Source organism: Kitasatospora sp. NPDC096140, from assembly GCF_040303045.1.
GTDB lineage: Bacteria > Actinomycetota > Actinomycetes > Streptomycetales > Streptomycetaceae > Kitasatospora.
Genome location: NZ_JBEOUW010000040.1, coordinates 13,302 through 39,867 on the forward strand (window position 1 = coordinate 13,302; position 26,566 = coordinate 39,867).

General features: G+C 75.3%; 2 protein-coding genes. Both read left to right on the top strand.

The features are described 5' to 3' along the window. The first annotated feature begins 53 nt into the window (after positions 1-53). Positions 54-2,312 carry an ABC transporter ATP-binding protein/permease gene (locus ABT048_RS31975; RefSeq protein ID WP_350525054.1) on the top strand — a complete coding sequence of 753 codons (2,259 nt, stop codon included), beginning with the start codon at positions 54-56 and terminating at the stop codon, positions 2,310-2,312. 107 nt (positions 2,313-2,419) lie between these two features. Continuing rightward, on the top strand, positions 2,420-26,566 hold the full coding sequence (locus ABT048_RS31980; protein ID WP_350525055.1) for a non-ribosomal peptide synthase/polyketide synthase: 24,147 nt from the start codon (positions 2,420-2,422) through the stop codon (positions 26,564-26,566).

The window sequence follows — 26,566 nt, forward strand, 5'->3', positions numbered from 1 at the left end:
AGGTGATCGTACACATGCCATCGCTACTGGGTGCCGCAGCCGGATTCCGCTCCGTGGAATTGGACGCGAGCCCGCGCTCGGTCATTCCGGGCCGCCAGCGCTGGGACGTCAAGCTGGTGCTCGGACGGCCCCGGACGGCCGAGGTCCTCGCCGCCGTGCTGCGCCGCATCCCCGGGATCACCGAGGCCCGGGCCAACCCGGTCACCGGCGGGCTGCTCGTCCGGCACGATGCGCGGGTGCGCGCCGCGGACGTCGGCCGGATCGTCCGCAGAGCCGTCAGCCTGGTCGCGGCGGACCCGACCGGCGCAGGGCGCCCGGCACCGGCCCGGCCCGCCGCCGCACCGGCCCCGCGGACGGACCGGGGCCTGGTCGTGCGACCCGTGCTCGCTGTCGGCGGCGGCGTCGCGGCCGGAGTCGCCCTGATCAAGGGCTCGGCACTGAGCAGGCAGCTGGTGGCGGTGGGCGGGGTGGCCGCCGCGACCGCGGCCGTCCTCCGGAACGCCTGGCGCAGAACGGTCGACGCGTCCCGGGACGCGGTCGGCGCCGGCGCCCTGCGCCACCCCCTGCTGGAGATCGTCGGCCCGCACCGCACCCGCCTCTACCGGGCCGCCGCGCTGTCGGTCTCCTGCCAGGTCTCGGAGATGGCGCTCGGCACCTTCCTCGGCTGGACCGGACTGGTCCTCATCAAGGGCGAGGCGGCGCCCCTGGTCAGCCTCGGCCTGACCACCGCGTCCGCCCAACTCTGGGGCCTGGCCGGGCTGGTGGCCGCCGCCTGCGCCGCCGTGGCGGGCCTCTCGTACGCCTCGAACCTCCAGTGGCGCCGGCTCGGCCAGGACATCGAGCACGACTGGCGCAGCCGCACCTACCGGCACGTCCAGCACCTCGAACTGGGACACCTGGAGGGCGAGCGGACCACCCGGGTCGCCGGGGCGCTCACCGACGACGTCGGCCAGCTCGGCGCCTTCTTCGCCGGCCCGGCCAACGACGTGCTGCAACTCGGCACCAGCCTGGCCCTCCTGGTACCGGCGTTCCTCCTGCTGGCGCCGCAGATCGCCTGGATCGCGTTCCTGCCGATCCCGGTCATCGCCTGGCTGTCGCTGCACCACCAGGACAGGGCCGCGGCCGACTACGCCGACACCGGCGAGCACCGCGCCAGGCTGGGCAGCCAGGTGATCAACTCCCTGGAAGCCGGCGCCACCGTCAAGAGCTTCTGCACCGAGGACCACGAGGCCGGACGCGTCGACGAGTTGAGCGCGGCGGCCCGGGAGAGCAGGACCCGGACCGACCGGGGCACACTCCGCCACGCCGAGACCGTCCGGGCCTGCACCACCGCGTCGATGGCCGGCACCCTGCTGATCGGCGGCCGGTCGGTGCTCGACGGCACCCTGCGCTTCGAGGTGTTCAGCCCGCTGATCGGGCTGCCCCAGATGCTGCTGATGCGGATGAGCCGGCTCGGCGGCATCGTCGACCAGTACCAGCGCACCCTCGCCTCCTACGACCGGGTCCAGCGGCTGCGCGGCCTGCCCGTCGAGGCCGACGGCAGCAACGGCACGCTCGACCCCGCCGAGGTGCGGGGCGAGCTCGTCCTCGACGCGGTCACCTTCGCCTACCCCGGCCGGCCGGCGGCGCTGGAGGACCTCTCGCTGACCATCCCGGCCGGGCAGGTGACCGCCCTGGTCGGCGCCACCGGCTCCGGCAAGACGACGATCGCCAAACTCCTGATGCGCTTCCAGGACGCGGAATCCGGCAGCGTCCGGCTCGACGGACAGGACGTCCGCGACCTGCGGCGGCACGACCTGCGCCACGCCATCGGCTTCGTCGCCCAGGACCCGTTCCTCTTCGACGGCAGCATCGCCGACAACATCCGCTACGGCAGCTTCGGAGCCTCCGACGAGGCCGTGCTCCGGGCGGCCGCCATGGCCGAGGCACACACCTTCATCGCGACGCTGCCGGACGGCTACGACACCCTGATCGGCGAACGCGGCGCCGCGCTCTCCGGCGGCCAGCGGCAGCGGATCGCCCTGGCCCGCGCGATCCTCAAGGACCCGCCGGTCGTCGTCCTCGACGAGGCCACCTCCGCCGTGGACAACGAGACCGAGGCCGCCATCCAGCGCACGCTGCGCAGCTTCGCCGCCGACCGGACGATGGTCGTCATCGCCCACCGGCTCTCCACCGTCCGCCACGCCGACCGGATCTACGTCATGGACAAGGGCGGCGTCGTCGCCGAACAGGGCACCCACGACGAACTGCTCGACCGGCACGGACTCTACGCATCCCTCTGGCAGCTCCAGGCCGGCGAACTCGCCGCCTGACCGCAGCCGCCGCGACCGCCCGCCGGCCGACCGCGTGACGACACCGCGGTCGGCGCGGTCCGGCGTGCCCCGCCACCACGCCTGCCCACATCCCCGGAGGTACCCCCATGTCCCGTCGCGACGGTGACGTCCTTCCCCTGACAGCCGCCCAGCGCGAGATCTGGCTCGCCGAGCAGAGCTCCCGGACACCGATCCCGGGCTACCGCGTCGGCGAATGCCTGGAGATCCACGGGCCGGTCGACCGGGAGCTGTTCGAGACCGCACTGCGCCGGGTCGTCGACGAGGTCGACGCCCTGCACGTGACCTTCGTCGACGACGGCGAGGGCCCGCGCCAGGTCCTCCGGAAGAGCTGGGACTGGGCGCCCGCGCACCTCGACCTCAGCGGGGAGCCCGACCCCCGAACGGCAGCCGTCGAGTGGATGGAACGGGACCTGCAGCGCCCGCTGGACCTCGCCCGCGACCCGCTGTTCGGCCACGCGCTGATCAAAGCCGCGCCGACCGAGTTCCTCTGGTACCTGAACTACCACCACGTGGTGCTGGACGCGATCAGCAGCTCCATGCTCCGCCGGCGGGTCGGCGAGGTGTACTCGGCCCTCGCCGAGGACGGCGCCGTGCCGCCGTGCCCGTTCGGCTCGCTGCAGGACCTCGTCGACAGCGACGCCGCCTACCGCGCGTCCGCCGACTTCGCCGCCGACCGCGCCCACTGGACCGGGCGCTTCGCCGACCTGCCCGCCCCGACCCGGCTCACCGACACCTCCGCGACCGACCCGCACCGCGCGCTGCGCCTGGCCGAGGAGCGCGAACTGCGCCGCCCGGACGCCCTGCGGGCCGCGGCCGGCCGTTCCGGCGTCCGGTGGTCCCGGCTGGTGATCGCGGCGACGGCGCTCTACGCCCACCGGATGACCGGCAACCGGGACGTGGTGCTCGCCATGCCCGTCACCGCGCGCCGCGGCGCCGACCGGGACCTCAGGGCCGTACCGGGCACCGTGTCCAACGTGGTGCCGCTGCGGCTGACGGTGCGACCGGACATGCCCTGGCGCGACCTCGTCGCCCAGGCGGCGCGGGAGGTCGAGACGGCCGTCGCCCACGAGCGCTACCGCAGCGAGGACCTGCTGCGCGACCTCGGCGCCCCGGGCGGCATCGCGACGGCGTTCCCGCTGATCGTCAACATCATGGCCTTCAACTCCAGGCCGAGCTTCGCCGGGCACCCCGCCGACGTGCACCACTTCGTGTCCGGCTCGACCACCGACCTCGCCGTCTGGGTCTTCGACTACCGGGACGGCAACCCGCCGCTGCTCCGGCTGCACGGCTCGCCGGAGGCGTACGGCGACGACGACCTCGCGGCCCACCGGCAGCGCCTGCTCGCACTGTTCGACACCGTCGCGGACTGCGACCCGGACGCCCCGGTGGGCCGGATCGGGCTGCTCACCGCGGAGGAACACGGCGCGCTGACGGCCCTCGGCACCGGACCGTTGGCGCAGCCCCCGGCCGCGAGCCTGCCGGAGCTGTTCCGGGAGCACGTGCGGGCGACCCCGGACGCCGTCGCGCTGGTGTGCGGCGAGGTCTCGCTGACGTACGCGGAGCTGGACGCGCGGGCCAACCGGCTGGCGCACGAGCTGATCGCGCGGGGCGCCGGGCCGGAGCAGCTGGTGGCGGTGGCGCTGCCGCGCTCGGCCGAGCTGGTGGTGGCCGTCCTCGCGGTGCTGAAGACCGGCGCGGCGTACCTCCCGGTCGACCCCGAGTACCCGGCCGCCCGCATCGCGTACCTGCTCGACGACGCCCGGCCGGCCCTGGTGGTCACCGACTCCCGCAGCGGGGCCCGCCTGCCCGACGGCGCTCCCGTCGGCCGGCTGGTGCTCGACGACCCGGAGACGGCCGCCCTGCTGGCGGGCCGTCCGGCGGCGGACCCGGCGGTCGCCGTCGATCCGCGGCACCCGGCGTACGTCATCCACACCTCCGGCTCCACCGGACGGCCCAAGGGCGTGACACCGACCCACGGCGGCCTGCTCGACCTGCTCGCCGAGCTGCGGCAGGTGCACTTCGCGTCGGTGCTCGGGGAGCGGCAGCGGCTGCGGGTGGCCCTGACCACCTCGGTGTCCTTCGACGCGTCGTGGAACCAGCTGCTCGCCCTGTTCGCGGGCCACGAGCTGCACGTCCTGGAGCACGCGACCTGGACCGACCCGGACGCCTTCGTCCGCTACGCGGCGCGCTGCGGACTGGACTACATCGAAGCCACCCCCTCCTACCTGCACGTCCTCGTCGCCCACGGGCTGCTGGGTGACCCGGACTGGCGCCCGGCGCTGGTCGCGGCGGGCGGCGAGGCCGTCCCGGAGCAGCTGTGGGAGCAGCTGCGCGCGGCCGAGGGGGTGACCTGCCTCAACCTCTACGGACCGTCCGAGTGCACCGTCAACCCGGTGATCGCGTCCGTGGGTTCGAGCCCGCGCCCGGTGATCGGCCGACCGGCCGCCAACGTCCGGCTGCACGTGCTCGACGGCGCCCTGCGGCCGCTGCCGGCCGGCGTGGCGGGGGAGCTGTACATCGCGGGCGCGTGCCTCGCGCGCGGCTACCTGAACCGGCCCGCCCTGACCGCCGCGCGCTTCGTCGCCGACCCGTACGGGCCGAGCGGATCCCGGATGTACCGCACCGGGGACCTGGTCCGGTGGGGCGCCGACGGCAACCTGGAGTTCCTCGGCCGTCTCGACGACCAGGTGAAGATCCGCGGCTTCCGGGTCGAGCTCGGCGAGATCGAGGCCGTCCTCGCCGAGCACCCGCTGGTCACCCGGACCGCCGCCGTGGTGCGGACCGAGGACGAGCCCCGGCTGGTGGCCTACGCCGTCGCCGAGCCCGGCACCACCGTGACCGAAGCCGTCCTGCGCGACCACCTGCGCGAGCGGCTGCCCCGGCACCTGGTGCCGTCGGACCTCGTGCTGCTGGACGCGCTGCCGCTGACCCCGAACGGCAAGCTCGACCGGCGGGCCCTGCCGGCGCCCGGGCGGCAGTCCGCCGCGCCGGGCCGAGCGCCGCGCAGCGCGACCGAGCACCTGCTCGTCGGGCTGTTCGCCGAGGTGCTCGGGGTCTCCGAACCCGGGCCGGACGACAGCTTCTTCGACCTCGGCGGGCACTCCCTGCTGGCCACTCGGCTGGTCGCCCGGGTCCGCTCGGTCCTCGGCGTGGAGCTGCGGCTCGGCGACCTGTTCGAGGCGCCGACGGTGGCGGAACTGGCGGCAGCGGTGGACGTCGCGGGCCGGGCCCGCCCGGCGCTGGCGCGCCGCGAGCGGCCGGAGACCGTCCCGCTGTCCTTCGCGCAGCGACGGCTGTGGTTCCTGCACCGCATGGAGGGCCCCAGCGCCACCTACAACATCCCGCTGACCCTGCGGCTGTCCGGCAGCCTGGACCAGCGGGCGCTGGCGACCGCCCTGGCGGACCTGGTCGAGCGGCACGAGAGCCTGCGCACCGTCGTCCCGACGGTCGACGGCGTGCCGTGCCAACGGGTGCTGAACCCCGACGAGGCCCGGCCGCGGCTGCGGGTCACCGAGCTCGCCGAACGCGAACTGCCGGAGCGGCTGGCGCAGGCGGCCCGGCACGGGTTCGACCTCGCCGCGGAACCGCCGCTGCACGCCGAGCTCTTCCGCCTGGCGCCCGAGGACCACGTGCTGCTGCTGGTGGTGCACCACATCGCCGGTGACGGCTGGTCGACGGGGCCGCTCTCGCGGGACCTGACGACCGCCTACGCGGCCCGCGCCGAGGGCGCGAAGCCGGAATGGTCGCCGCTGCCCGTCCAGTACGCCGACTACGCCCTCTGGCAGCGGGAGCTGCTGGGGGACGGCTCGGACCCGGACAGCCTGCTGGCCGGCCAACTCGCCTACTGGCGTGAGCAGTTGTCCGGCCTGCCCGAGCAGGTCGAGCTGCCGTTCGACCGCCCCCGGCCGGCCGCGATGTCCTACCGGGGCGCCCAGCTGCCGGTGCGGATCGACGCCGAACTGCACCAGGGCCTGCGGGAACTCGCCCGCGACGGCGGGGCCAGCCTCTTCATGGTGCTCCAGGCCGGACTCGCCGCCCTGCTCGGCAAGCTCGGCGCCGGCACCGATGTCCCGATCGGCACCCCGATCGCCGGGCGCACCGACGAGGCCGTCGACGAGCTGGTCGGCTTCTTCGTCAACACCCTGGTGCTGCGCACCGACCTCTCCGGCGACCCGTCGTTCACCGAACTCCTCGGCCGGGTGCGCGCCGACGCGCTGGCCGCGTACGCGCACCAGGACGTGCCGTTCGAGCACCTGGTGGAGGCGCTCAACCCGACCCGCACACTGGCGCACCACCCGCTGTTCCAGACCATGCTCGCCCTGCAGAACGCGCCGCTCGGCACCTTCGACCTGCCGGGGCTGCGGGTGGCGACCGACCTCGTCCCCACCGGGACGGCCAAGTGCGACCTCACCTTCGTCCTGGCCGAACAGCCCGGCGAGGACGGCCTGTCGGGCGTGCTGGAGTACAGCACGGACCTGTTCGACGCGGCCACCGCGGCCGGGATCGTCGAGCGGTGGCTGCGGCTGCTGCGCGCCGTGGCCGCCGACCCCGGCCGGCGGATCGGCCGGGTCGACGTGCTGTCCGCCGAGGAACTCGGCGCGCTGCTCCCGGCCGGAACGGACCAGGGCGAGGCCCTGCCGGCGGAGGGCCTGACCGCGCTGTTCGAGCGGCGAGTGCGGGCGACCCCGGCCGCCGTCGCCCTGACGGACGGCGACGTCACCCTGACCTACGGCGAGTTGAACGCCCGCGCGAACCGGCTCGCACACGCCCTGATCGACCGGGGCGTGGGCCCGGAGCAGCTGGTCGCGCTGGCCCTGCCGCGCTCGGCCGAGCTGGTCGTGGCGGTGCTCGCCGTGCTGAAGGCCGGCGGCGCGTACCTCCCGGTGGACCCGCGGTACCCGGCGGCCCGGATCGCCTACCTGCTCCAGGACGGCCGGCCCGCACTGCTGGTGACCACCGGCGCGGCCGGTGAGCTGCCCGGAGCGGAGGGCGTGGACCGGCTGCTGCTGGACACCGCCGACCTCGCCGGACAGCCGGACACCGACCCCCGGGTCGCGATCGACCCCGCCCAGGCGGCCTACGTCATCCACACCTCCGGCTCCACCGGCAACCCCAAGGGCGTCGTCGTCCCGCACCGGAACGTGGTGCGGCTGTTCGACACCACCCGCGAGCTGTTCGGCTTCACCACCGAGGACGTCTGGACGCTCTTCCACTCCTACGCCTTCGACTTCTCGGTGTGGGAGCTGTGGGGCGCGCTGCTGCACGGCGGCCGGCTGGTGGTCGTCGACCACGAGACCAGCCGTTCGCCCGGCCGGTTCCTGGAACTCCTCGCCCGCGAGCGGGTGACGGTGCTCAACCAGACGCCCTCGGCCTTCTACCAGCTGATGCAGGCGGACCAGGAGGCGGAGCCCGAACTCGCCCTGCGCACCGTGGTGTTCGGCGGCGAGGCGCTGGAGCACGCCCGGCTGGCGAGCTGGTACGAGCGGCACCCGGAGGACACGCCGCGGCTGGTCAACATGTACGGCATCACCGAGACCACCGTGCACGTCACCCACGCCGCGCTCGACCGCTCCGGCACCGCCGCCGGGCAGATCGGCACGGCGCTGCCGGACCTGCGGACGTACGTGCTCGACGCCGGCCTGCGCCCGGTGGCGCCGGGCGTCGCCGGCGAGCTGTACGTGGCCGGCCCCGGCCTGGCCCGCGGCTACCTCGGCCGGCCCGGCCTGACCGCCGGCCGCTTCGTCGCCGACCCCTTCGGGCCGGCCGGCTCCCGGATGTACCGCAGCGGCGACGTCGTGCGCCGCGCGGCGGACAGCGGCCTGCGCTACGTCGGCCGGGCCGACCAGCAGGTGAAGGTGCGCGGCTTCCGGATCGAACTCGGCGAGATCGAGGCGGCGCTGGCCGCGCACCCCGGCGTCGCCCAGGTCGCCGTACTGGCCCGGCAGGACCGCGCCGACGACACCCGGCTGGTCGCCTACGTGGTGCCGGCCGCCGGAGCCGCGCCGCGCCCGGCCGAGCTGCGCCCCGCCGAGCCGCGCCCCGCCGAGCTGCGCGGGTACCTGGCCGAGCGGCTGCCGGAGCACCTGGTGCCGTCCGCGTTCGTCCTGCTGGACGCACTGCCGCTGACCGCCAACGGCAAGCTCGACCACCGCGCCCTGCCCGCCCCCGACCTCGCCCCCGCGGTCGGCGGCCGCGCGCCGCGCACCGCGCAGGAGCAGGTCCTCTGCGAGCTGTTCGCCGAGGTCCTGGGCGTGGCGTCGGCCGGCGTCGACGATGGCTTCTTCGACCTGGGCGGGCACTCACTGCTGGCCACCCGCCTGGCCGCCCGGATCCGGGCGACGCTCGGCGTGGAGATGCCGCTGCGCACCCTGTTCGAGGCGCCGACCCCGGCGGGCCTGGCCGCCACCCTGGTGGCCGCCGGGCCGGCGCAGGCCGCCCTGGCACGGCGCGAGCGCCCCGAGGTGGTCCCGCTGTCGTTCGCCCAGCGGCGACTGTGGTTCCTGCACCAGCTGGAGGGTGCCGGCGCGAACTACCACATCGCCCTGGCCTGGCGGCTGTCCGGGAGCCTGGACCGGCGGGCCCTGGAGGCCGCCGTGGCGGACGTGGTGGCCCGGCACGAGAGCCTGCGCACCGTCTTCCCGGCGGTGGACGGCGTGCCGCACCAGCGGGTGCTGGACGTCGTGGCGGGGAGCCCGCGGCTGCGGGTGAGCCGGACCACCGAGGCCGGGCTGCCGGCCGTCCTGGCGGAAGCGAAGGACCGTCCGTTCGACCTGGCGGTCGACGTGCCGCTGCGGGTCCGGCTGTTCGAGCTGGCACCGGACGACCACGTGTTCCAGCTGGTGCTCCACCACATCGCGGGCGACGGCTGGTCGCTGGGCCCGCTCGCGCAGGGACTGACCGCCGCCTACGCGGCCCGCTGCCGGGGCGAGGAGCCCCGGTGGGAGGAACTGCCGGTCCAGTACGCCGACCACACCCTGTGGCAGCACGAGCTGCTGGGCGAGTCCACCGACGAGGACAGCCTGTTCGCCCGCCAGGCGGCCTACTGGACCCGGCAGTTGGCGGACCTGCCGGAGCGGATCCAGCTGCCCACCGACCGACCCCGCCCCGCGGTCGCCTCGCACCGGGGCGGCTCCGTGCACGCCGGGCTGGACGCCGAACTGCACCGCGGGCTGCGCGAGCTCGCCCGCCGGCACGGGACCAGTCTGTTCATGGTGCTCCAGGCAGGCCTGGCGGCGCTGTTGAGCAAGCTCGGCGCGGGCGAGGACATCCCGGTCGGCAGCCCGGTGGCGGGCCGGACCGACCAGGCGCAGGACGAACTGATCGGCTACTTCGTCAACACCCTGGTGTTCCGCACCGACACCTCGGGCGACCCGACCTTCGCCGAACTGCTGGGCAGGGTCCGGGACACCGCGCTGGCCGGGTACGCCCACCAGGACCTCCCGTTCGAGCACCTGGTCGAGCTCCTGAACCCGTCCCGGTCGCTGGCGCACCACCCGCTGTTCCAGGTCATGCTGGTGCTGCAGAACGCCCCCCGGGCCGAGTTCGCACCGCCCGGCCTGCGCGTCGACGACGTGCCGTCGGCGTCGACCACCGCCAAGCTCGACCTGATCTTCACCGTGTCCGAGCGGCACGCGCCGGACGGTCCCGCCACGCCGGGCGGCCCGGGAGGCGCCCCCGCGCCGGAGGGGGTCGACGTCTTCGTCGAGTACGCCGGCGACCTGTACGACCGGGCCACCATCGAGACGATGATCGGACGGTGGGAGCGGCTGCTGCGCGCCGCGGTCGCCGACCCGGCGCGGCGGCTCAGCCGGTTCGGCCTGCTCACCGCCGAGGAGCGCGGCGAGTTGACGGCGCTGGGCACCGGCCCGGCGGCCGGGGCCCTCACCGCGGGCATGCCGGAGCTGTTCCGCGCCCAGGTGCGGGCGACCCCGGACGCCGTCGCGGTGGTCGGGCCGGAGGCGTCGCTGACGTACGCGGAGCTGGACGCGCGGGCGAACCGGCTGGCGCACGCGCTGATCGCGCGCGGGGCCGGGCCGGAGCAGCTGGTGGCGGTGGCGCTGCCGCGCTCGGCCGGGCTGGTGGTGGCGATCCTCGCGGTGCTGAAGACCGGCGCGGCGTACCTCCCGGTCGATCCCGGGTACCCGGCCGCGCGGATCGGGCACATGCTCGACGACGCCCGGCCGGTCCTGGTGCTGACCGACTCCCGCACCCGCGGCGGGCTGCCGGACGGCCCGGCCGGGTGGCTGGTCACGGACGCCCCGGAGACGGCCGCCCTGCTGGCGGCCTGCCCGGCGACGGACCCGGCGGTGGCCGTCGACCCCGGCCACCCCGCGTACGTCATCTACACCTCCGGTTCCACCGGACGGCCCAAGGGCGTCGTGGTGACGCACGGCGGCCTGTCCAACCTGTTCGCCAACCAGCGTCCGCTGATGTTCCGCACGGGGGAGCGGGTGCGGATGGGGCTGACCACGTCCGTGTCGTTCGACGCCTCCTGCGACCAGCTGTTCGGCCTGTACGACGGCCACGAACTGCACGTCCTGGACGAGGAGACCTGGTCCGACCCGGACGCCTTCGTCGCGTACGCCGCGCGGGTCGGTCTGGACATGGTCGGCGGCACCCCGTCCTACCTGGAAGTCCTCGTCGCGCACGGCCTGTTGGACCACCCGCGGTGGCGTCCGTCGCTGGTCGGCCTGGGCGGGGAGGCCGTGACGGAGCAGCTGTGGGAGCGGCTGCGCGCCGCCGACGACCTGGTCTCGCTGAACTACTACGGGCCGTCCGAGTGCACGGTGGACTCGGTCGTCGCGCCGCTGGATTCGAGCCCGCGCCCGGTGATCGGCCGGCCGCTCGCCGGCGTCCGGCTGCACGTGCTCGACGCCAGGCTGCAGCCGGTGCCCGCGGGCGTCCCGGGCGAGCTGTACATCGCCGGTGCGGGCCTGGCCCGCGGCTACCTGAACCGGCATGCCCTGACCGCCGCGCGCTTCGTCGCCGACCCGTCCGGGCCGAGCGGATCCCGGATGTACCGCACCGGGGACCTGGTGCGCTGGGACGCCTCCGGCAACCTGGAGTTCCTCGGCCGTCTCGACGACCAGGTCAAGGTCCGGGGCTTCCGGATCGAACTCGGTGAGATCGAGGCGGCACTCGCGGAACACCCGCAGGTCGCGCGGGCCGCCGTGGTCGTCCGGCAGGCCCGGGCCGAGGACCGCCGGCTGGTCGCCTACCCGGTGCCCGTCGCCGGGGCGGAACTCCAGCCGGAGGCGCTGCGGGCACACCTGCGCGAGCGACTGCCGGACTACATGGTCCCGGCCGCGTTCGTCCCCCTGGAGAGCCTGCCGATGACGGTCAGCGGCAAGCTGGACCGCCGGGCGCTGCCCGAGCCCGTGTACACCGCGGCACGGGGCGGCCGGGCCCCGCGCACCGCGCAGGAGCACGTCCTCGCCGAACTGTTCGCCGAGGTGCTGGGCGTGGCCCGGGTCGGCGTCGACGACGACTTCTTCGACCTCGGCGGGCACTCGCTGCTCGCGACCAGGCTGGTCGCCCGGGCGCGCACCACCCTCGGGGTCGAGCTGGAGCTGCGCAGCCTGTTCGAGACCCCGACGGTGGCCGGGCTCGCGGCCGGGCTCGGCGGCGCCGGCCGGGCGCGGCTCGCACTGCGCCGCGCGGAGCGCCCCGAGGTGGTCCCGCTGTCGTTCGCGCAGCAGCGGCTGTGGTTCCTGCACCAGCTGGAGGACGCCGGCCCGGTGTACAACATGCCGCTGGCCTGGCGGCTGTCGGGCGAGCTCGACCGGGCCGCCCTGCACGCGGCCCTCGGCGACGTCGTCGCCCGGCACGAGAGCCTGCGCACGGTCTACCCCCAGAGCGACGGAGTGCCCCACCAGGTGGTGCTGGACGCCGGCGCCGCCGCGCCGCGGCTGCCCGTCACCCGGGCCGCCGAGGCGGACCTGCCGGGGCTGCTGACGGCGGAGGCGGCGCGGGGATTCGACCTCGCGACCGAACCGCCGCTGCGCGCCGGACTGTTCGAGACGGCGCCGGACGAGCACGTGCTGCTGCTGGTGATCCACCACATCGCCGGTGACGGCTGGTCGCTCGGCCCGATGGCCGCCGACCTGGCCGACGCGTACGCGGCCCGCCGCCGGGGCGAGGAGCCGCAGTGGGCGCCGCTGCCGGTGCAGTACGCCGACTACAGCCTGTGGCAGCACGAGCTGCTGGGCGGATCCACCGACGAGGACAGCCTGTTCGCCCGTCAGACGGCCTACTGGAAGGAGACGCTGGCGGGGCTGCCGGAGCAGATCCGGCTGCCCGCCGACCGCCCCCGCCCGGCGAGCCCCACCCACGCCGGCGGCCACCTCGCGATCGAACTCGACGCGGACCTGCACGCCGGGCTGGTCCGGCTGGGCCGGGAGCACGGCGCCAGTGCGTACATGGTGCTGCAGGCCGCCCTGGCCTCGCTGCTGGACAAGCTCGGCGCGGGCACGGACATCCCGGTCGGCAGCCTGATCGCCGGCCGCACCGACCAGGCGCTGGACGACCTCGTCGGGTTCTTCGTCAACACCCTGGTGCTCCGGACGGACACCGGCGGCGACCCGTCCTTCGCCGAGCTGCTGGTCCGGGTCCGGGAGGGCGCGCTCGGCGCGTACGCCCACCAGGACCTGCCGTTCGAGCACGTCGTGGAGGCCCTCAACCCCTCCCGGTCGCCGGACCGGCAGCCGCTGTTCCAGGTGCTGCTCGCGCTCCAGAACACGCCCCGCACGGACTTCGCGCCGAGCGGTCTGGCCGCCGAGATCGTCCTGGTGCGCACGCCCACGACGATGTTCGACCTCGGCTTCCACCTGCTGGAGCGCGGCGGCAGCGGCGGCCCGGCCGAGGGCATCGTCGGGCGGGTCGAGTACAGCACCGACCTGTTCGACCACGCCACGGTGGAGACCCTGGTCGCCCGGTGGCTGCGGCTGCTGGCGGCGGTGGTCGCCGAGCCCGACCGGCCGCTCAGCCGGATCGACGTGCTCACCGCCGAGGAGCGGCACGAGCTGCTGGTCGCGCGCAACGACACCGCCCGCCCGGCGCCCGCCGTCACGTTGCCCGCCCTGTTCGAGGCGCAGGTCCGGGCGACCCCGGAGGCCCCGGCGGTGGTCGTCGACGACAGCGCGCTGACCTACCGCGAACTGAACCGCCGGGCCAACCGGCTGGCCCACGCGCTGATCGCGCGCGGGGTGGGGCCGGAGCAGGTCGTCGCCCTGCGGCTGCCGCGTTCCGCCGAGCTGGTCGTCGCCGTCCTCGCGGTGCTCAAGACGGGTGCGGCCTACCTGCCGGTCGACCCGGACTACCCGGCCGCCCGCATCGCGTACATGCTGGAGGACGCCCGCCCGGCCGTGGTGCTCGACGACCTCGCCGCCGTCACACCGTCCGAGGAGCAGCCGGAGCACGACCCGGCCGTCGCCGTGGACCCGCGCCACCCGGCCTACGTCATCTACACCTCGGGCTCCACCGGCCGGCCCAAGGCCGTGGTGATGCCCGCCGCCGGACTGCTGAACCTGCTGGCCTGGCACCACCGGGCCGTCGGCGGCGAACCCGGTACGCGCGTGGCGCAGTTCACCGCGATCAGCTTCGACGTCTCGGTGCAGGAAGTGCTCTCCGCCCTGCTGTACGGCAAGACCCTGGTGGTGCCGGCCGAGGAGCAGCGCCGCAGCGCCGAACTGTTCGCGCACTGGCTGGACCGGCACGAGGTCGGCGAGCTGTACGCGCCCAACCTGGTGGTCGAGGCGCTGGCCGAGGCCGCCGAGGAGGCCGGGCTGGAGCTGCCGGCCCTGCGGCTGGTCGCCCAGGCCGGCGAGGCGATGCGCCTCGGCGGCGCCGTACGCCGCTTCCGGGCCCGCCGGCCCGGCCGGGTGCTGCACAACCACTACGGCCCCGCCGAGACCCATGTGATCACCGCCTACCAGCTGCCCGCCGACCCGGCGGACTGCCCGGTCCCGGTGCCGATCGGCCGGCCGATCGCCAACTGCCGCGCGTACGTGCTGGATCCGGCCCTGCAGCCGGTCGCCCCCGGAGTGACGGGCGAGCTGTACCTCGCCGGAACGGGGCTCGCCCGCGGCTACCTGAACCGGCCCGGGCTCACCGCGGGACGCTTCGTCGCCGACCCGTACGGGCCGGCGGGCTCGGTGATGTACCGCACCGGCGACCTGGTCCGCTGGCGCGCCGACAGTGAGCTGGAGTTCGCCGGCCGGGTGGACCACCAGGTGAAGGTGCGCGGCTTCCGGATCGAGCCGGGCGAGATCGAGGCCGAACTGAGCGCGCACCCGGGCGTCGCCCGGGTCGCGGTGCTCGCCCGCGAGGACCGGCCGGGTGAGACCCGGCTCGTCGCGTACGTCGTCCCGCAGGCCGCGGCAGGGACGACCGCCGCGGCGCTGGCGGCCCACCTGCGCGACCGGGTGCCGGACCACCTGGTGCCGTCGGCGTTCGTGCTGCTCGACGCGCTGCCGCTGACACCGAACGGAAAGCTGGACCGGGCGGCGCTGCCCGCGCCGGAGCCGGGCCCGACCGCCGGCGGCCGGGCGCCGCGCACCCCGCAGGAGCAGATCCTCTGCGAGCTGTTCGCCGAGGTGCTGGGCCTCGCCGGGGTCGGGGTCGACGAGGACTTCTTCGGGCTGGGCGGGCACTCCCTGCTCGCCACCCGGCTGGTCTCGCGGGTCCGGGCGACCCTCGGCGTCGAACTGGAGCTGCGCAGCCTGTTCCGCACCCCGACACCGGCCGGACTGGCGGCCGGGCTGCACGACGCCGGCACCGCGCGGCAGGCCCTGGTACCCCGGCCCCGCCGCGATCCGATGCCGCTGTCCTTCGCCCAGCGCCGCCTCTGGTTCCTCCAGCAGTTCGGCGCGCCGAGCGCCACCTACCACATGCCGCTGGCCCTGCGGCTGTCCGGCGACCTCGACCGGGCCGCGCTGGGCGCCGCGCTCGCGGACGTCGCGGCCCGGCACGAGACCCTGCGCACCGTCTTCCCGCACCTCGCCGGAATCCCGTACCAGCGGGTGCTGGACGCCGAGGAGGCCGCCGTCCCGCTGACCGTGCACGCGGCCGGCGAGGCGGAGCTGCCCGCCCTGCTGCGCGCGGCGGCGGTCCGCGGCTTCGACCTGACCGCGGAAGTACCGCTGCGGGCCGAGCTGTTCGCGGTGGCGCCGGACGAGCACGTGCTGCTGCTGGTGATGCACCACATCGTCGGGGACGGCTGGTCCATGGGCCCGCTGGCCCGGGACCTGGCCACCGCCTACACGGCCCGGCACGGCGGCGGGGCGCCGGCCTGGCCGCCGCTGCCGGTGACGTACGGCGACTACACCCTGTGGCAGCACGAGATCCTGGGCGACGAGCAGGACGGCCACAGCCTGTTCGCCCGGCAGGTCGCCCACTGGACGGAGGCGCTGGCGGGGCTGCCCGAGCAGCTGCCGCTGCCGGCCGACCGGCCGCGCCCGGCCACCATGTCGTACGGCGGCGACCTGCTGGAACTCCGGATCGACGCCGAACTGCACACGGCACTGGCCGGGTTGGCGCGCCGGTCGGGTGCGACCCTGTTCATGGTGCTGCAGGCGGCGCTGGCCGCGCTGTACACGCGGCTGGGAGCGGGGACGGACATCCCGATCGGGAGTCCGATCGCGGGGCGCACCGACGAGGCGCTGGACGAGCTGGTCGGCTTCTTCATCAACACGCTGGTGCTGCGCACCGACACCAGCGGTGACCCGAGCTTCACCGAGCTGCTGGGCCGGGTGCGGGAGACGGCGCTGTCGGCGTACGCGCACCAGGACGTGCCGTTCGAGCACCTGGTGGAGGTGCTGAACCCGTCCCGCTCGCTCTCCCACCACCCGCTGTTCCAGACCGGACTGGTCGTGCAGAACGCACCGGGCGGTGACTTCGAGCTGCCCGGTCTGCTGGTCTCCGGGGTGACCGTGCTCACCGGGACGGCGCGGCTCGACCTGACCTTCGGGTTCGCGGAGGAGCACGGGCCGGCCGGCGAGCCGGCCGGGCTGAACGGGGCCGTCGAGTACAGCACCGACCTCTTCGACCGCTCGACGGTCGAGGCCCTGGTCGCCCGGTGGCTGCGGCTGCTGGCGGCGGTCGCCGCCGCCCCGGACACGCCGATCGGCGGGATCGACCTGCTGTCCGCCGAGGAGCGGCGCGAGTTGCTGCCGCTGCCCGCCGCCGACGTCGCGGCGGCCGCGGTGAGCCTGCCGGAGCTGTTCGCGGCGCAGGTGGCGGCGACGCCGGACGCGCTCGCGCTGGTGTGCGGCGATGCCGAGTTGACGTACCGGGAGCTGGATGCACGCTCGAACCGGTTCGCGCATGCGCTGATCGCGCGGGGTGTCGGTCCGGAGCAGCTGGTGGCGGTGGCGCTGCCGCGGTCGGTGGAGTCGGTGGTGGCCGTCCTGGGCGTGCTGAAGGCCGGGGCCGCGTACCTGCCGGTGGATCCGGCGTACCCGGCGGCCCGGATCGCGTTCATGCTCGACGACGCCCGCCCGGCCCTGCTGGTCGACGACCCCGCGACGGTGGTCGGGGAAGGCCGGCCGGAGGCCGATCCGGGCGTCGTGGTGGACGCCCGGCACCCGGCCTACGTGATCTACACCTCGGGCTCGACCGGGCGACCCAAGGGCGTGGCCGTCACGCACGGCGGCGTGTCCGGCCTGGTCGCGGCACAGGTCGAACGGCTCGGCGTGGCGCCGGGCAGCCGGGTGCTGCAGTTCGCCTCGCCCAGCTTCGACGCGTCCTTCTGGGACCTGTGCAGTGCCCTGCTGACCGGCGCGGCCCTCGTCCTGGCCCCGGCCGAGGCCCCGCTGGAGGCCCTGACGGACCGCGGGCCGGACGTCACCCACGTGACCCTGCCGCCCTCGGCCCTGGCCGCCCTCCCGGAGGGCTCGCCGGCCGCGACGACACTGGTCGTGGCCGGGGAGGCCTGCCCGCCGGAGCTGGTGGCCCGCTGGGCGCCGGGCCGACGGATGATCAACGCGTACGGCCCGACCGAGACGACGGTCTGCGCGACGATGAGCGACCCGCTGTCGCCCGGCGCGGGCGTGCCGCCGATCGGCCGGGCGGTCGCGGGCTTCCGGACGTACGTGCTGGACGAGCGGTTGCGGCCGGTGCCGCCCGGCGTGGCGGGGGAGCTGTACGTCGCCGGCCCCGGTCTGGCGCGCGGCTACCTGAACCGGCCGGGGCTGACCGCCGGACGCTTCGTCGCCTGCCCGTTCGGCCCCTCGGGTGCCAGGATGTACCGCACCGGTGACGTGGTGCGCTTCCGGACGGACGGTCAGCTGGAGTACGTCGGCCGCGTCGACGACCAGGTGAAGGTGCGCGGCTTCCGCGTCGAACTCGGCGAGGTCGAGGCCGCCCTGGCCGAGCACCCCGCCGTCGCCCAGGCCGCCGTCGTGGCCCGGGACGACCGGCTGATCGGCTACGTGGCGGCCCGTCCCGGCAGGTCGGTGCGGCAGACGGAGCTGGCCGCGCACCTGCGCGAGCGGCTGCCCGACTACCTGGTGCCGGCCGTGTTCACGGTGCTGGACGCGCTGCCGCTGACCCCCAACGGCAAGCTGGACCGCGCCGCGCTGCCCGCTCCCACTGCCGCTGCCGACCTCGGCTCGGCCGAGGCCCGCCGGGCGCCGCGCACGCCGCAGGAGCAGATCCTGTGCGGCCTGTTCGCCGAGGTGCTCGGCGTGCCGCAGGTCGGAGTCGACGAGGACTTCTTCGACCTGGGCGGGCACTCCCTGCTCGCCACCCGGCTGGCCGCGCGGGTGCGCTCGGTGCTCGGCCTGGAGCTCGGGCTGCGCGCGCTGTTCCAGGCGCCCACCGTGGCGGGCCTGGCCGCGGCGCTGGCCGGGGCGGGCCACGCCCGCCCGGCGCTGACCGTGCACGAGCGCCCGGACCGGGTACCGCTGTCCTTCGCCCAGCGCCGGCTCTGGTTCCTGCACCGGATGGACGGCGGCGCCGCGACCTACCACATCCCGCTGGCACTCCAGCTGACCGGAACGCTCGACCGGGCGGCGCTGGACCAGGCGCTGGCCGACGTGGTGGCCCGGCACGAGAGCCTGCGCACGGTGTTCCCGGAGGTCGACGGCGTCCCGTGCCAGCGCGTGCTGGACCCGGCCGCGGCCCGGCCCCGGGCACGGCTGACCGAGCTGACGGAGGCCGAACTCTTCGACCGGCTCGCCGAGTTCGCCCGGCAGCCCTTCGACCTCGGGGCGGAACCCCCGCTGCGCGCCGGGCTGTTCGCCCTCGCGCCGGACGAGCACGTGCTGCTGCTGGTGATGCACCACATCGCCGGTGACGGCTGGTCCACCGGCCCGCTGGCCCGTGACCTGGCCGAGGCGTACGCCGCCCGCTGCGAGGGCCGCTCGCTCGCCCGGCCGGCCCTGCCGGTGCAGTACGCCGACTACACGCTGTGGCAGCGCGAGCTGCTCGGCGACACCGCCGACCCGCAGAGCCGGTTCAGCGAGCAACTCGACTACTGGAAGCGCCAGCTGTCCGAGCTGCCCGAACTGCTCCAGCTGCCCGCCGACCGGCCGCGGCCGGCCGTCGCCGGCTGGCACGGGGACCACCTCGGCCTGGAGCTGAGCCCCGAACTGCACGCCGCCCTCACGGAGTTGGCCCGCAGCACCGGGACGAGCCTGTTCATGGTGCTGCAGGCGGCGCTCGCCGCGCTGTACACCAGGCTCGGCGCGGGGACGGACATCCCGATCGGGAGCCCGATCGCCGGGCGCACCGACGAGGCGCTGGACGAGCTGGTCGGGTTCTTCGTCAACACCCTGGTGCTGCGCACCGACACCGGCGGCGACCCGAGCTTCGCCGAGCTGCTGGGCCGGGTGCGGGAGACGGCCCTGTCGGCGTACGCACACCAGGACGTGCCGTTCGAGCACCTGGTGGAGGTGCTGAACCCGTCCCGCTCGCTCTCCCACCACCCGCTGTTCCAGACGATCCTGGCCGTGCAGAACGCGCCGATGGGCCGCTTCTCGCTGCCCGGACTGGAGGTCGCTACCTACGCGGTGGCCACCGGGACCGCCAAGTTCGACCTCGGGGTGAGCCTGGTCGAGCAGTTCGCCGAGGACGGGAGCCCGGCCGGGATCGTCGGCGCGGTCGAGTACGCCACCGACCTGTTCGACCGCTCGACGGTCGCTGCCCTGACCCGGCGCTGGACGCTCCTGCTGGAGGCCGTCACCGCCGACCCGGAGCAGCCCATCGGCGCGATCGACCTGCTCGACGCCGATGAGCGGCACCGGCTGCTGGAACAGGGCAACGCGACCGCCCTCGACGTGGGCGCCGTCCCGGTGCCGAAGGCCTTCGCGGCGCAGGTGGCGGCGACGCCGGACGCGGTGGCGCTCGTCCACGGCGACGTCGAGTTGACGTACCGGGAGCTGGACGCGCGCTCGAACCGGTTCGCGCATGCGCTGATCGCGCGGGGTGTCGGTCCGGAGCAGCTGGTGGCGGTGGCGCTGCCGCGGTCGGTGGAGTCGGTGGTGGCCGTCCTGGGCGTGCTGAAGGCCGGGGCCGCGTACCTGCCGGTGGATCCGGCGTACCCGGCGGCCCGGATCGCGTTCATGCTCGACGACGCCCGCCCGGCCCTGCTGGTCGACGACCCGGCGATGGTGACGGACGTCCAGGCGTGGCCCGACACCGACCCGGAGGTCGCCCTCGACGTGCGGCAGCCGGCCTACGTGATCCACACCTCGGGCTCGACCGGCCGCCCCAAGGGCGTCGTGGTCGCGCACGGCGGTGTGGCGAGCCTGGTCGCCGCCCAGATCGAGCGGTTCGCGATCGACCCGGACAGCCGGGTGCTGCAGTTCGCCTCGCCCAGCTTCGACGCCTCGGTGTCGGAGATCTACACCGCCCTGCTGCGCGGCGCGGCCCTGGTGCTGCCGCCCGCGGCGGACCCGGTCGCCGCACTGAGCGACCCGGGCCTCGCCGTCACCCACGTCACCGTGCCCCCGTCCGTCCTGGCCGCCCTGCCGGAGGGCTCGGTGGCCGCGTCGACGCTGGTCGTGGCCGGAGAGGCGTGCCCGCCGGAGCTGGTGGCCCGGTGGGCCCCCGGACGCCGGATGATCAACGCGTACGGCCCGACCGAGACCACGGTGTGCGCGACCATGAGCGACCCGCTCACCCCCGGCTCCGGCGTGCCGCCGATCGGCCGGCCGATCACCAACGCCCGGGTCTACGTCCTGGACGAGCGGCTGCGGCCGGTGCCGCCCGGCGTGCCCGGCGACCTCTACGTCGCCGGCGCCGGCCTGGCGCGCGGCTACCTGAACCGGCCGGGGCTGACCTCCGGACGCTTCGTCGCCTGCCCGTTCGGCCCCTCGGGCGCCAGGATGTACCGCACCGGTGACGTGGTGCGCTTCCGGACGGACGGTCAGCTGGAGTACGTCGGCCGCGCCGACGACCAGGTGAAGGTGCGCGGCTTCCGCGTCGAGCCCGGCGAGATCGAGACGGCCCTGACCGAGCACCCCGCCGTCGCCCGGGCCGCCGTACTCGCCCAGGACGACCGGCTGATCGGCTACGTCGTCCCGCGCCAGGAGGCGTCCCGGGACAGCGGCGTCGAAGCGGACCACGTGGACGAGTGGCGGGGCATCTACGACGCCCTGCCCATCGCCCCCGAGGAAGCCGCCTTCGGCCAGAACTTCGTCGGCTGGAACAGCAGTTACGACGCCGCCCCGATCCCGGTCGAGCAGATGCGGGAGTGGCGCGACGCCACCGTGGACCGCATCCTGTCGCTGCGCCCCCGCCGGGTGCTGGAGGTCGGCGTCGGCACCGGCCTGCTGCTCTCGCAGGTCGCGCCGCACTGCGAGACCTACTGGGCGACCGACTTCTCCGCCACCGCGATCGACGCGCTCACCGCCCAGGTCGCCCGGCAGCAGGACCTGGCCGACCGGGTCGTGCTGCAGACCCGCCCGGCCCACGACACCGACGGGCTGCCGGCCGGGGACTTCGACACCATCGTGATCAACTCGGTGGTGCAGTACTTCCCGTCCGCCGACTACCTCGCCGACGTGATTGGGAAGCTGATGCGGCTGCTCGCCCCCGGCGGCGCCCTCTTCATCGGCGACGTCCGGAACCTGCGGCTGCTGCGCCCGCTGGCCACCGCCGTCCGACTGCACCGGACCGGCGACGACGGCGACCTCGCGGCGGTGCGCCGCGCGGTCGAGCAGGCCGTCCGGGTCGAGAAGGAACTCCTGGTCGACCCGGACTTCTTCACCGCCCTGCGGGCGCACGGCACGGACATCGGCGCGGTGGCCGTGGAGGTCAAGCGCGGCCGGCACCACAACGAACTGACCCGCTACCGCTACGACGTGACGCTGTACGAGCAGCAGGCCGTACCGGTCGAGCCGCTGGACCTGGCGTGGGGCCGGGACATCGCCGGCCTGGCGGAGCTGCGCGAACTGCTCGGGCGGCCGGGCACCGGAGCGGTGCGGCTCACCGGCACTCCGAACCGCCGCGTCGCCCGCGAGGCCGAGCTGGACCGGGCGGTGCGCAACGGGGACGGCCCGCTCGCCGAGCTGCTGGAGCGGCTGCACCGGCCGGACGACGGCGACCTGCCCGACCCGGAGGACTTCCACGCCCTCGGCGGCGAGTTCGGCCGCCGGGTGCACCTCACCTGGTCGGCCGGGGCACCGGAAGCCCTCGACGTGCTCTTCACCGACGGGCTCTCCACCGACGGGCCCGTCACCGAAGGACCGGCGGACGCACCCGTCGAGGCCCACCGCCCGACCCGGACCGGCCGGCCGCTGTCCTCGCTGACCAACCGCCCGACCGGCACCCGGGGCACCGGCGCCCTCCTCGGCGAACTCCGCGACTGGCTGCGCGGCCGGCTGCCCGACTACCTCGTCCCGTCGGCGTTCGTGGCGCTGGACGCACTGCCGCTGACGGCCGGCGGCAAGCTCGACCGCCGTGCCCTGCCCGCCCCCGACCTCGGCCCGGCCGCAGCCGGGCGGGCCCCGCGCACCCCGCAGGAGCAGCTCCTCGCCGAACTGTTCGCCGAGGTGCTCGGGCTGGCCCAGGTCGGCGTCGACGACGGCTTCTTCGACCTCGGCGGGCACTCCCTGCTGGCGACCCGCCTGGCCTCCCGGGTCCGGGCGACCCTCGGCGCGGAACTGGAGGTCCGCACGCTGTTCGAGGCCCCGACCGTGGCCGCCCTGGCGGCCTGCCTGGACGGCTCCGGAACGGCACGCCCCGCGCTGACCGCCCGGCCCCGCCCGGAGCACGTCCCGCTGTCCTTCGCCCAGCGCCGCCTGTGGTTCCTGCACCGGATGGACGGGCCCAGCGCCACCTACAACATGCCGCTCGCGCTGAGCCTGACCGGCGAACTCGACCGCTCGGCCCTGCACGCCGCGCTGGCGGACGTGATCGCCCGGCACGAGAGCCTGCGCACCGTCTTCCGCGAGACGGACGGCGTGCCGTACCAGGTCGTGCTGAGCGCCGCCGAGGCACACCCGGCCCTGCCGGTGGCCGAACTCGACGAGAGCGAACTGCCCGGGCGACTGGCGAGGGCGGCCCGGCGCGGCTTCGACCTGGCGGCGGAACCGCCGGTCCGGGCGGAGCTGTACGCGCTCGCCCCCGACCGGCACGCGCTGCTGGTCGTGGTGCACCACATCGCCGCCGACGGCTGGTCGATGGGCCCGCTCTCCGGCGACCTGGCCGCGGCCTACGCGGCACGCTGCCGGGGCGAGGAGCCGCAGTGGTCCCCGCTGCCGGTGCAGTACGCCGACTACACCCGCTGGCAGCGCGACCTGCTCGGCGACGCCGCCGACCAGGACAGCCTGTTCACCCGGCAACTGGACTACTGGAAGGACGATTTGGCCGGCCTGCCGGAGCAGCTCCAGCTGCCCGCGGACCGGCCCCGGCCGCCGGTGGCCTCCCAGCTGGGCGACCGGGTCGCGGTCCGGCTGGACGCCGAACTGCACCGGGCGCTGCGGGACCTGGCCACCGAACGCGGCGCCAGCATGTTCATGGTGCTCCAGGCCGGCCTCGCCGCGCTGCTCACCCGGCTCGGCGCCGGCACCGACGTCCCGATCGGCAGCCCGATCGCCGGCCGCACCGACCAGGCGCTGGACGAACTCGTCGGCTTCTTCGTCAACACCCTGGTGCTGCGCACCGACACGAGCGGCGACCCGGCCTTCGCCGAACTGCTCGGCCGGGTGCGGCAGAAGGCGCTCGCCGCGTACGACCACCAGGACGTGCCGTTCGAGTACCTCGTCGAAGCGGTCAACCCGGCGCGCTCGCTGGCCCGCCACCCGCTGTTCCAGGTCATGCTGGCCCTGCAGAACGCGCCGCTGGGCGAGTTCGCGCTGCCGGGGCTGGAGACCGGCCACCTGGAGGCGCCGACCGGGACCTCCCGGGTCGACCTGACCTTCAGCCTGGCCGAGCAGTTCCGCGCGGACGGCCCCTCCGGGCCCGGCGGCCCGGGAGGCGCCCCGAGCCCCGACGGGCTGGTCGGCGCGGTGGAGTACGCCACCGACCTGTTCGACGCGTCCACGGTGGAGCTGCTGTTCGACCGCTTCGCCCGGCTGCTGCGCGCGGCGGTCGCCGACCCCGACCGGCCGATCAGCCGGATCGACGTCATCTCCGACGAGGAACGCCACCAGCTGCTGTCCGGGTTCATGGGCGTCGCCGCCGAGCTGCCCGAGGCCGCGGTGCCGGAGCTGTTCGCCCGCCAGGCCCGGACCACCCCGGACGCGGTGGCCGTCGTGGCGGGCGGCACCGAACTGACCTACCGGGAACTCGACCTGCGGACCGACCGCCTCGCCCGGGCGCTGATCCGCCGGGGCGTACGGCCGGAGACGCCGGTCGCGGTCATGCTGGACCGCTCGGCGGAGCTGGTCGTGGCGATCCTCGCGATCGTCAAGGCGGGCGGCGCCTACGTACCGCTGGACTCGCGCTTCCCGTCCTCCCGCATCGAGCTGATCCTGCGGGAGACCGGCGCCGCGCTCGTGCTCACCGAGGAGGTGCTGACCGCCCTGCTGCGGGCCGAGCCCGATCCGTCCGCGGCCGGTCCGTCCGGGGCCGGTCCGTCCGGGGTCGGTCCGTCCGGGGACGGTCCGTCGCGGGTCGGACCATCGGGGGTCGACGTCCCGTGCGACCCGCGGCAGGTGGCGTACGTCCTGTACACCTCCGGCTCCACCGGGCGGCCGAAGGGCGTGGCCGTCACCCACCGCGACGTGGTGGGCCTCGCGCTCAGCCCCGAATGGCGCGGCGGCGGACACGAGCGGGTGCTGATGCACTCCCCGACCGCCTTCGACCTGTCGACCTACGAGCTGTGGGTACCGCTGCTCAACGGCGGCCGGATCGTGGTCGCACCGCCGGAGCAGCTCGACATCGACCTGCTGCAGCACACGGTCGCCACGCACGGGGTGACCGGACTCTGGCTGACGGCCGGCCTGTTCCGGCTGGTCGCCGAGGAGCGCCCGGGCCTGCTCGCCGGGGTGCGCGAGGTGTGGACCGGCGGCGACGTGGTCTCCCCGGCGGCCGCCGCCCGGGTGCTCGCCGCCTGTCCCGGCATCGAGGTGGTCAACGGATACGGGCCCACCGAGGCCACCACCCTGGCCAGCTGCCACTCCGTGCGCGCCCTCTCCGAGCAGGCCGCCTCCGTGCCGATCGGCGCGCCGATGGCCAACATGCGCGCCTACGTCCTCGACGACCACCTGCGGCCGGTGCCGACGGGGATGGTCGGCGAGCTGTACCTCGCGGGGACGGGCGTGGCCCGCGGCTACCTCGGCCGGCCCGGCCTGACGGCCGAGCGCTTCACCGCCGACCCGTACGGGCCGCCCGCAAGCCGGATGTACCGCACCGGCGACCTGGCGTGGTGGCGGGCCGACGGCACGCTGGAGTTCGCCGGACGCGCCGACCACCAGGTCAAGCTGCGCGGCCTGCGGATCGAGCCGGGCGAGATCGAGGCCGTCCTGGCGGGCTGCCCGGGAGTCGCCCAGGCGGCCGTCGTGGCCCGCGAGGACCGGCCGGGCGACAAGCGGCTGGTCGCCTACCTGGTGCCCGCCCCCGAGGGCGCGCCCGAGCCGGGCGAGCTGTCCGGCCGACTGCGCCGCGACCTGCCCGACTACATGGTGCCGGCGGCGTTCGTCACCGTGGACGCGCTGCCGTTGACCGCGAACGGCAAGCTCGACCGGGCCGCCCTGCCCGCCCCCGAGTACGGGGCCTCGGACGCCGGGCGCGGCCCCCGGACGCCGCAGGAGCAGCTGCTGTGCGGCCTGTTCGCCGAGGTCCTCGGCCGGGAGCAGGTGAGCATCGACGACGGCTTCTTCGACCTGGGCGGTCACTCGCTGCTGGCCGCCCGGCTGGCCTCCCGGGTCCGCGAGACCCTGGGCCTGGAGCTGGGACTGCGGATGCTGTTCGAGGCGCCGACCGTGGCCGGGCTCACCGAACGGCTGCTCATGAACGATCCGGAGGACGCCCTGGACGTGGTGCTGCCGCTGCGCACGACCGGCACCGCCACCCCGCTGTTCTGCATCCACCCCGGCGGCGGCATCAGCTGGTCGTACAGCGGGCTGCTGAACCACGTCGGCCCGCAGCACCCGGTCTACGCCATCCAGGCGCGCGGCCTCGGCCGGCCCGAACCGCTGCCGACGTCCTACGAGGAGATGGCGGCCGACTACGCCGACCACATCCGGAAGATCCAGCCGGAGGGCCCGTACCTGCTGCTCGGCTGGTCCGCCGGCGGGCTGATCGCCCACGCGCTGGCCTGCGAGCTGCAGTCGCGCGGCGAGCGGACCGCGCTGCTGGCGATCCTCGACGCCTACCCGGTGAAGGACGTGACCTTCGAGGAGGTGCCCGTCCCCACCGAGCGGGACGTGCTCGTCGGGGTGCTCGACGTCGACCCGGACGAGCTGGGCGACCGGGACGTCACCTACGCCGAGGTCGCCGAGGTGCTGAACCGGCGCGGCAGCGCGCTGGCCGGCCTGACCGAGCGGCAGATCGAGGTGGTCGTCCAGATCATGATCAACAACGCGCAGCTGGCGGTCGACTTCGTCCCCGCGACGTTCGACGGGGACCTGCTGCTCTTCAACTCCACGATCGACCGGACCGAGGACAACGCCGGGCCCGAGATCTGGCAGCCCTACGTCACCGGCCGGATCGAATCGCACGAGGTCACCACCCGGCACAACCGGATGACCCAACCCGGCTCGCTGGCCCAGATCGGACCGGTCCTGGCCGCCAGGATCGCCGAGGCGGCCGGTGACACCGCTGATTCCCACCACCAGGAGGACTGA

Excerpts from the sequence above, each read along its gene's own strand:
- ABT048_RS31980 (WP_350525055.1), top strand. The coding sequence starts at position 2,420 with ATGTCCCGTCGCGACGGTGACGTCCTTCCCCTGACAGCCGCCCAGCGC.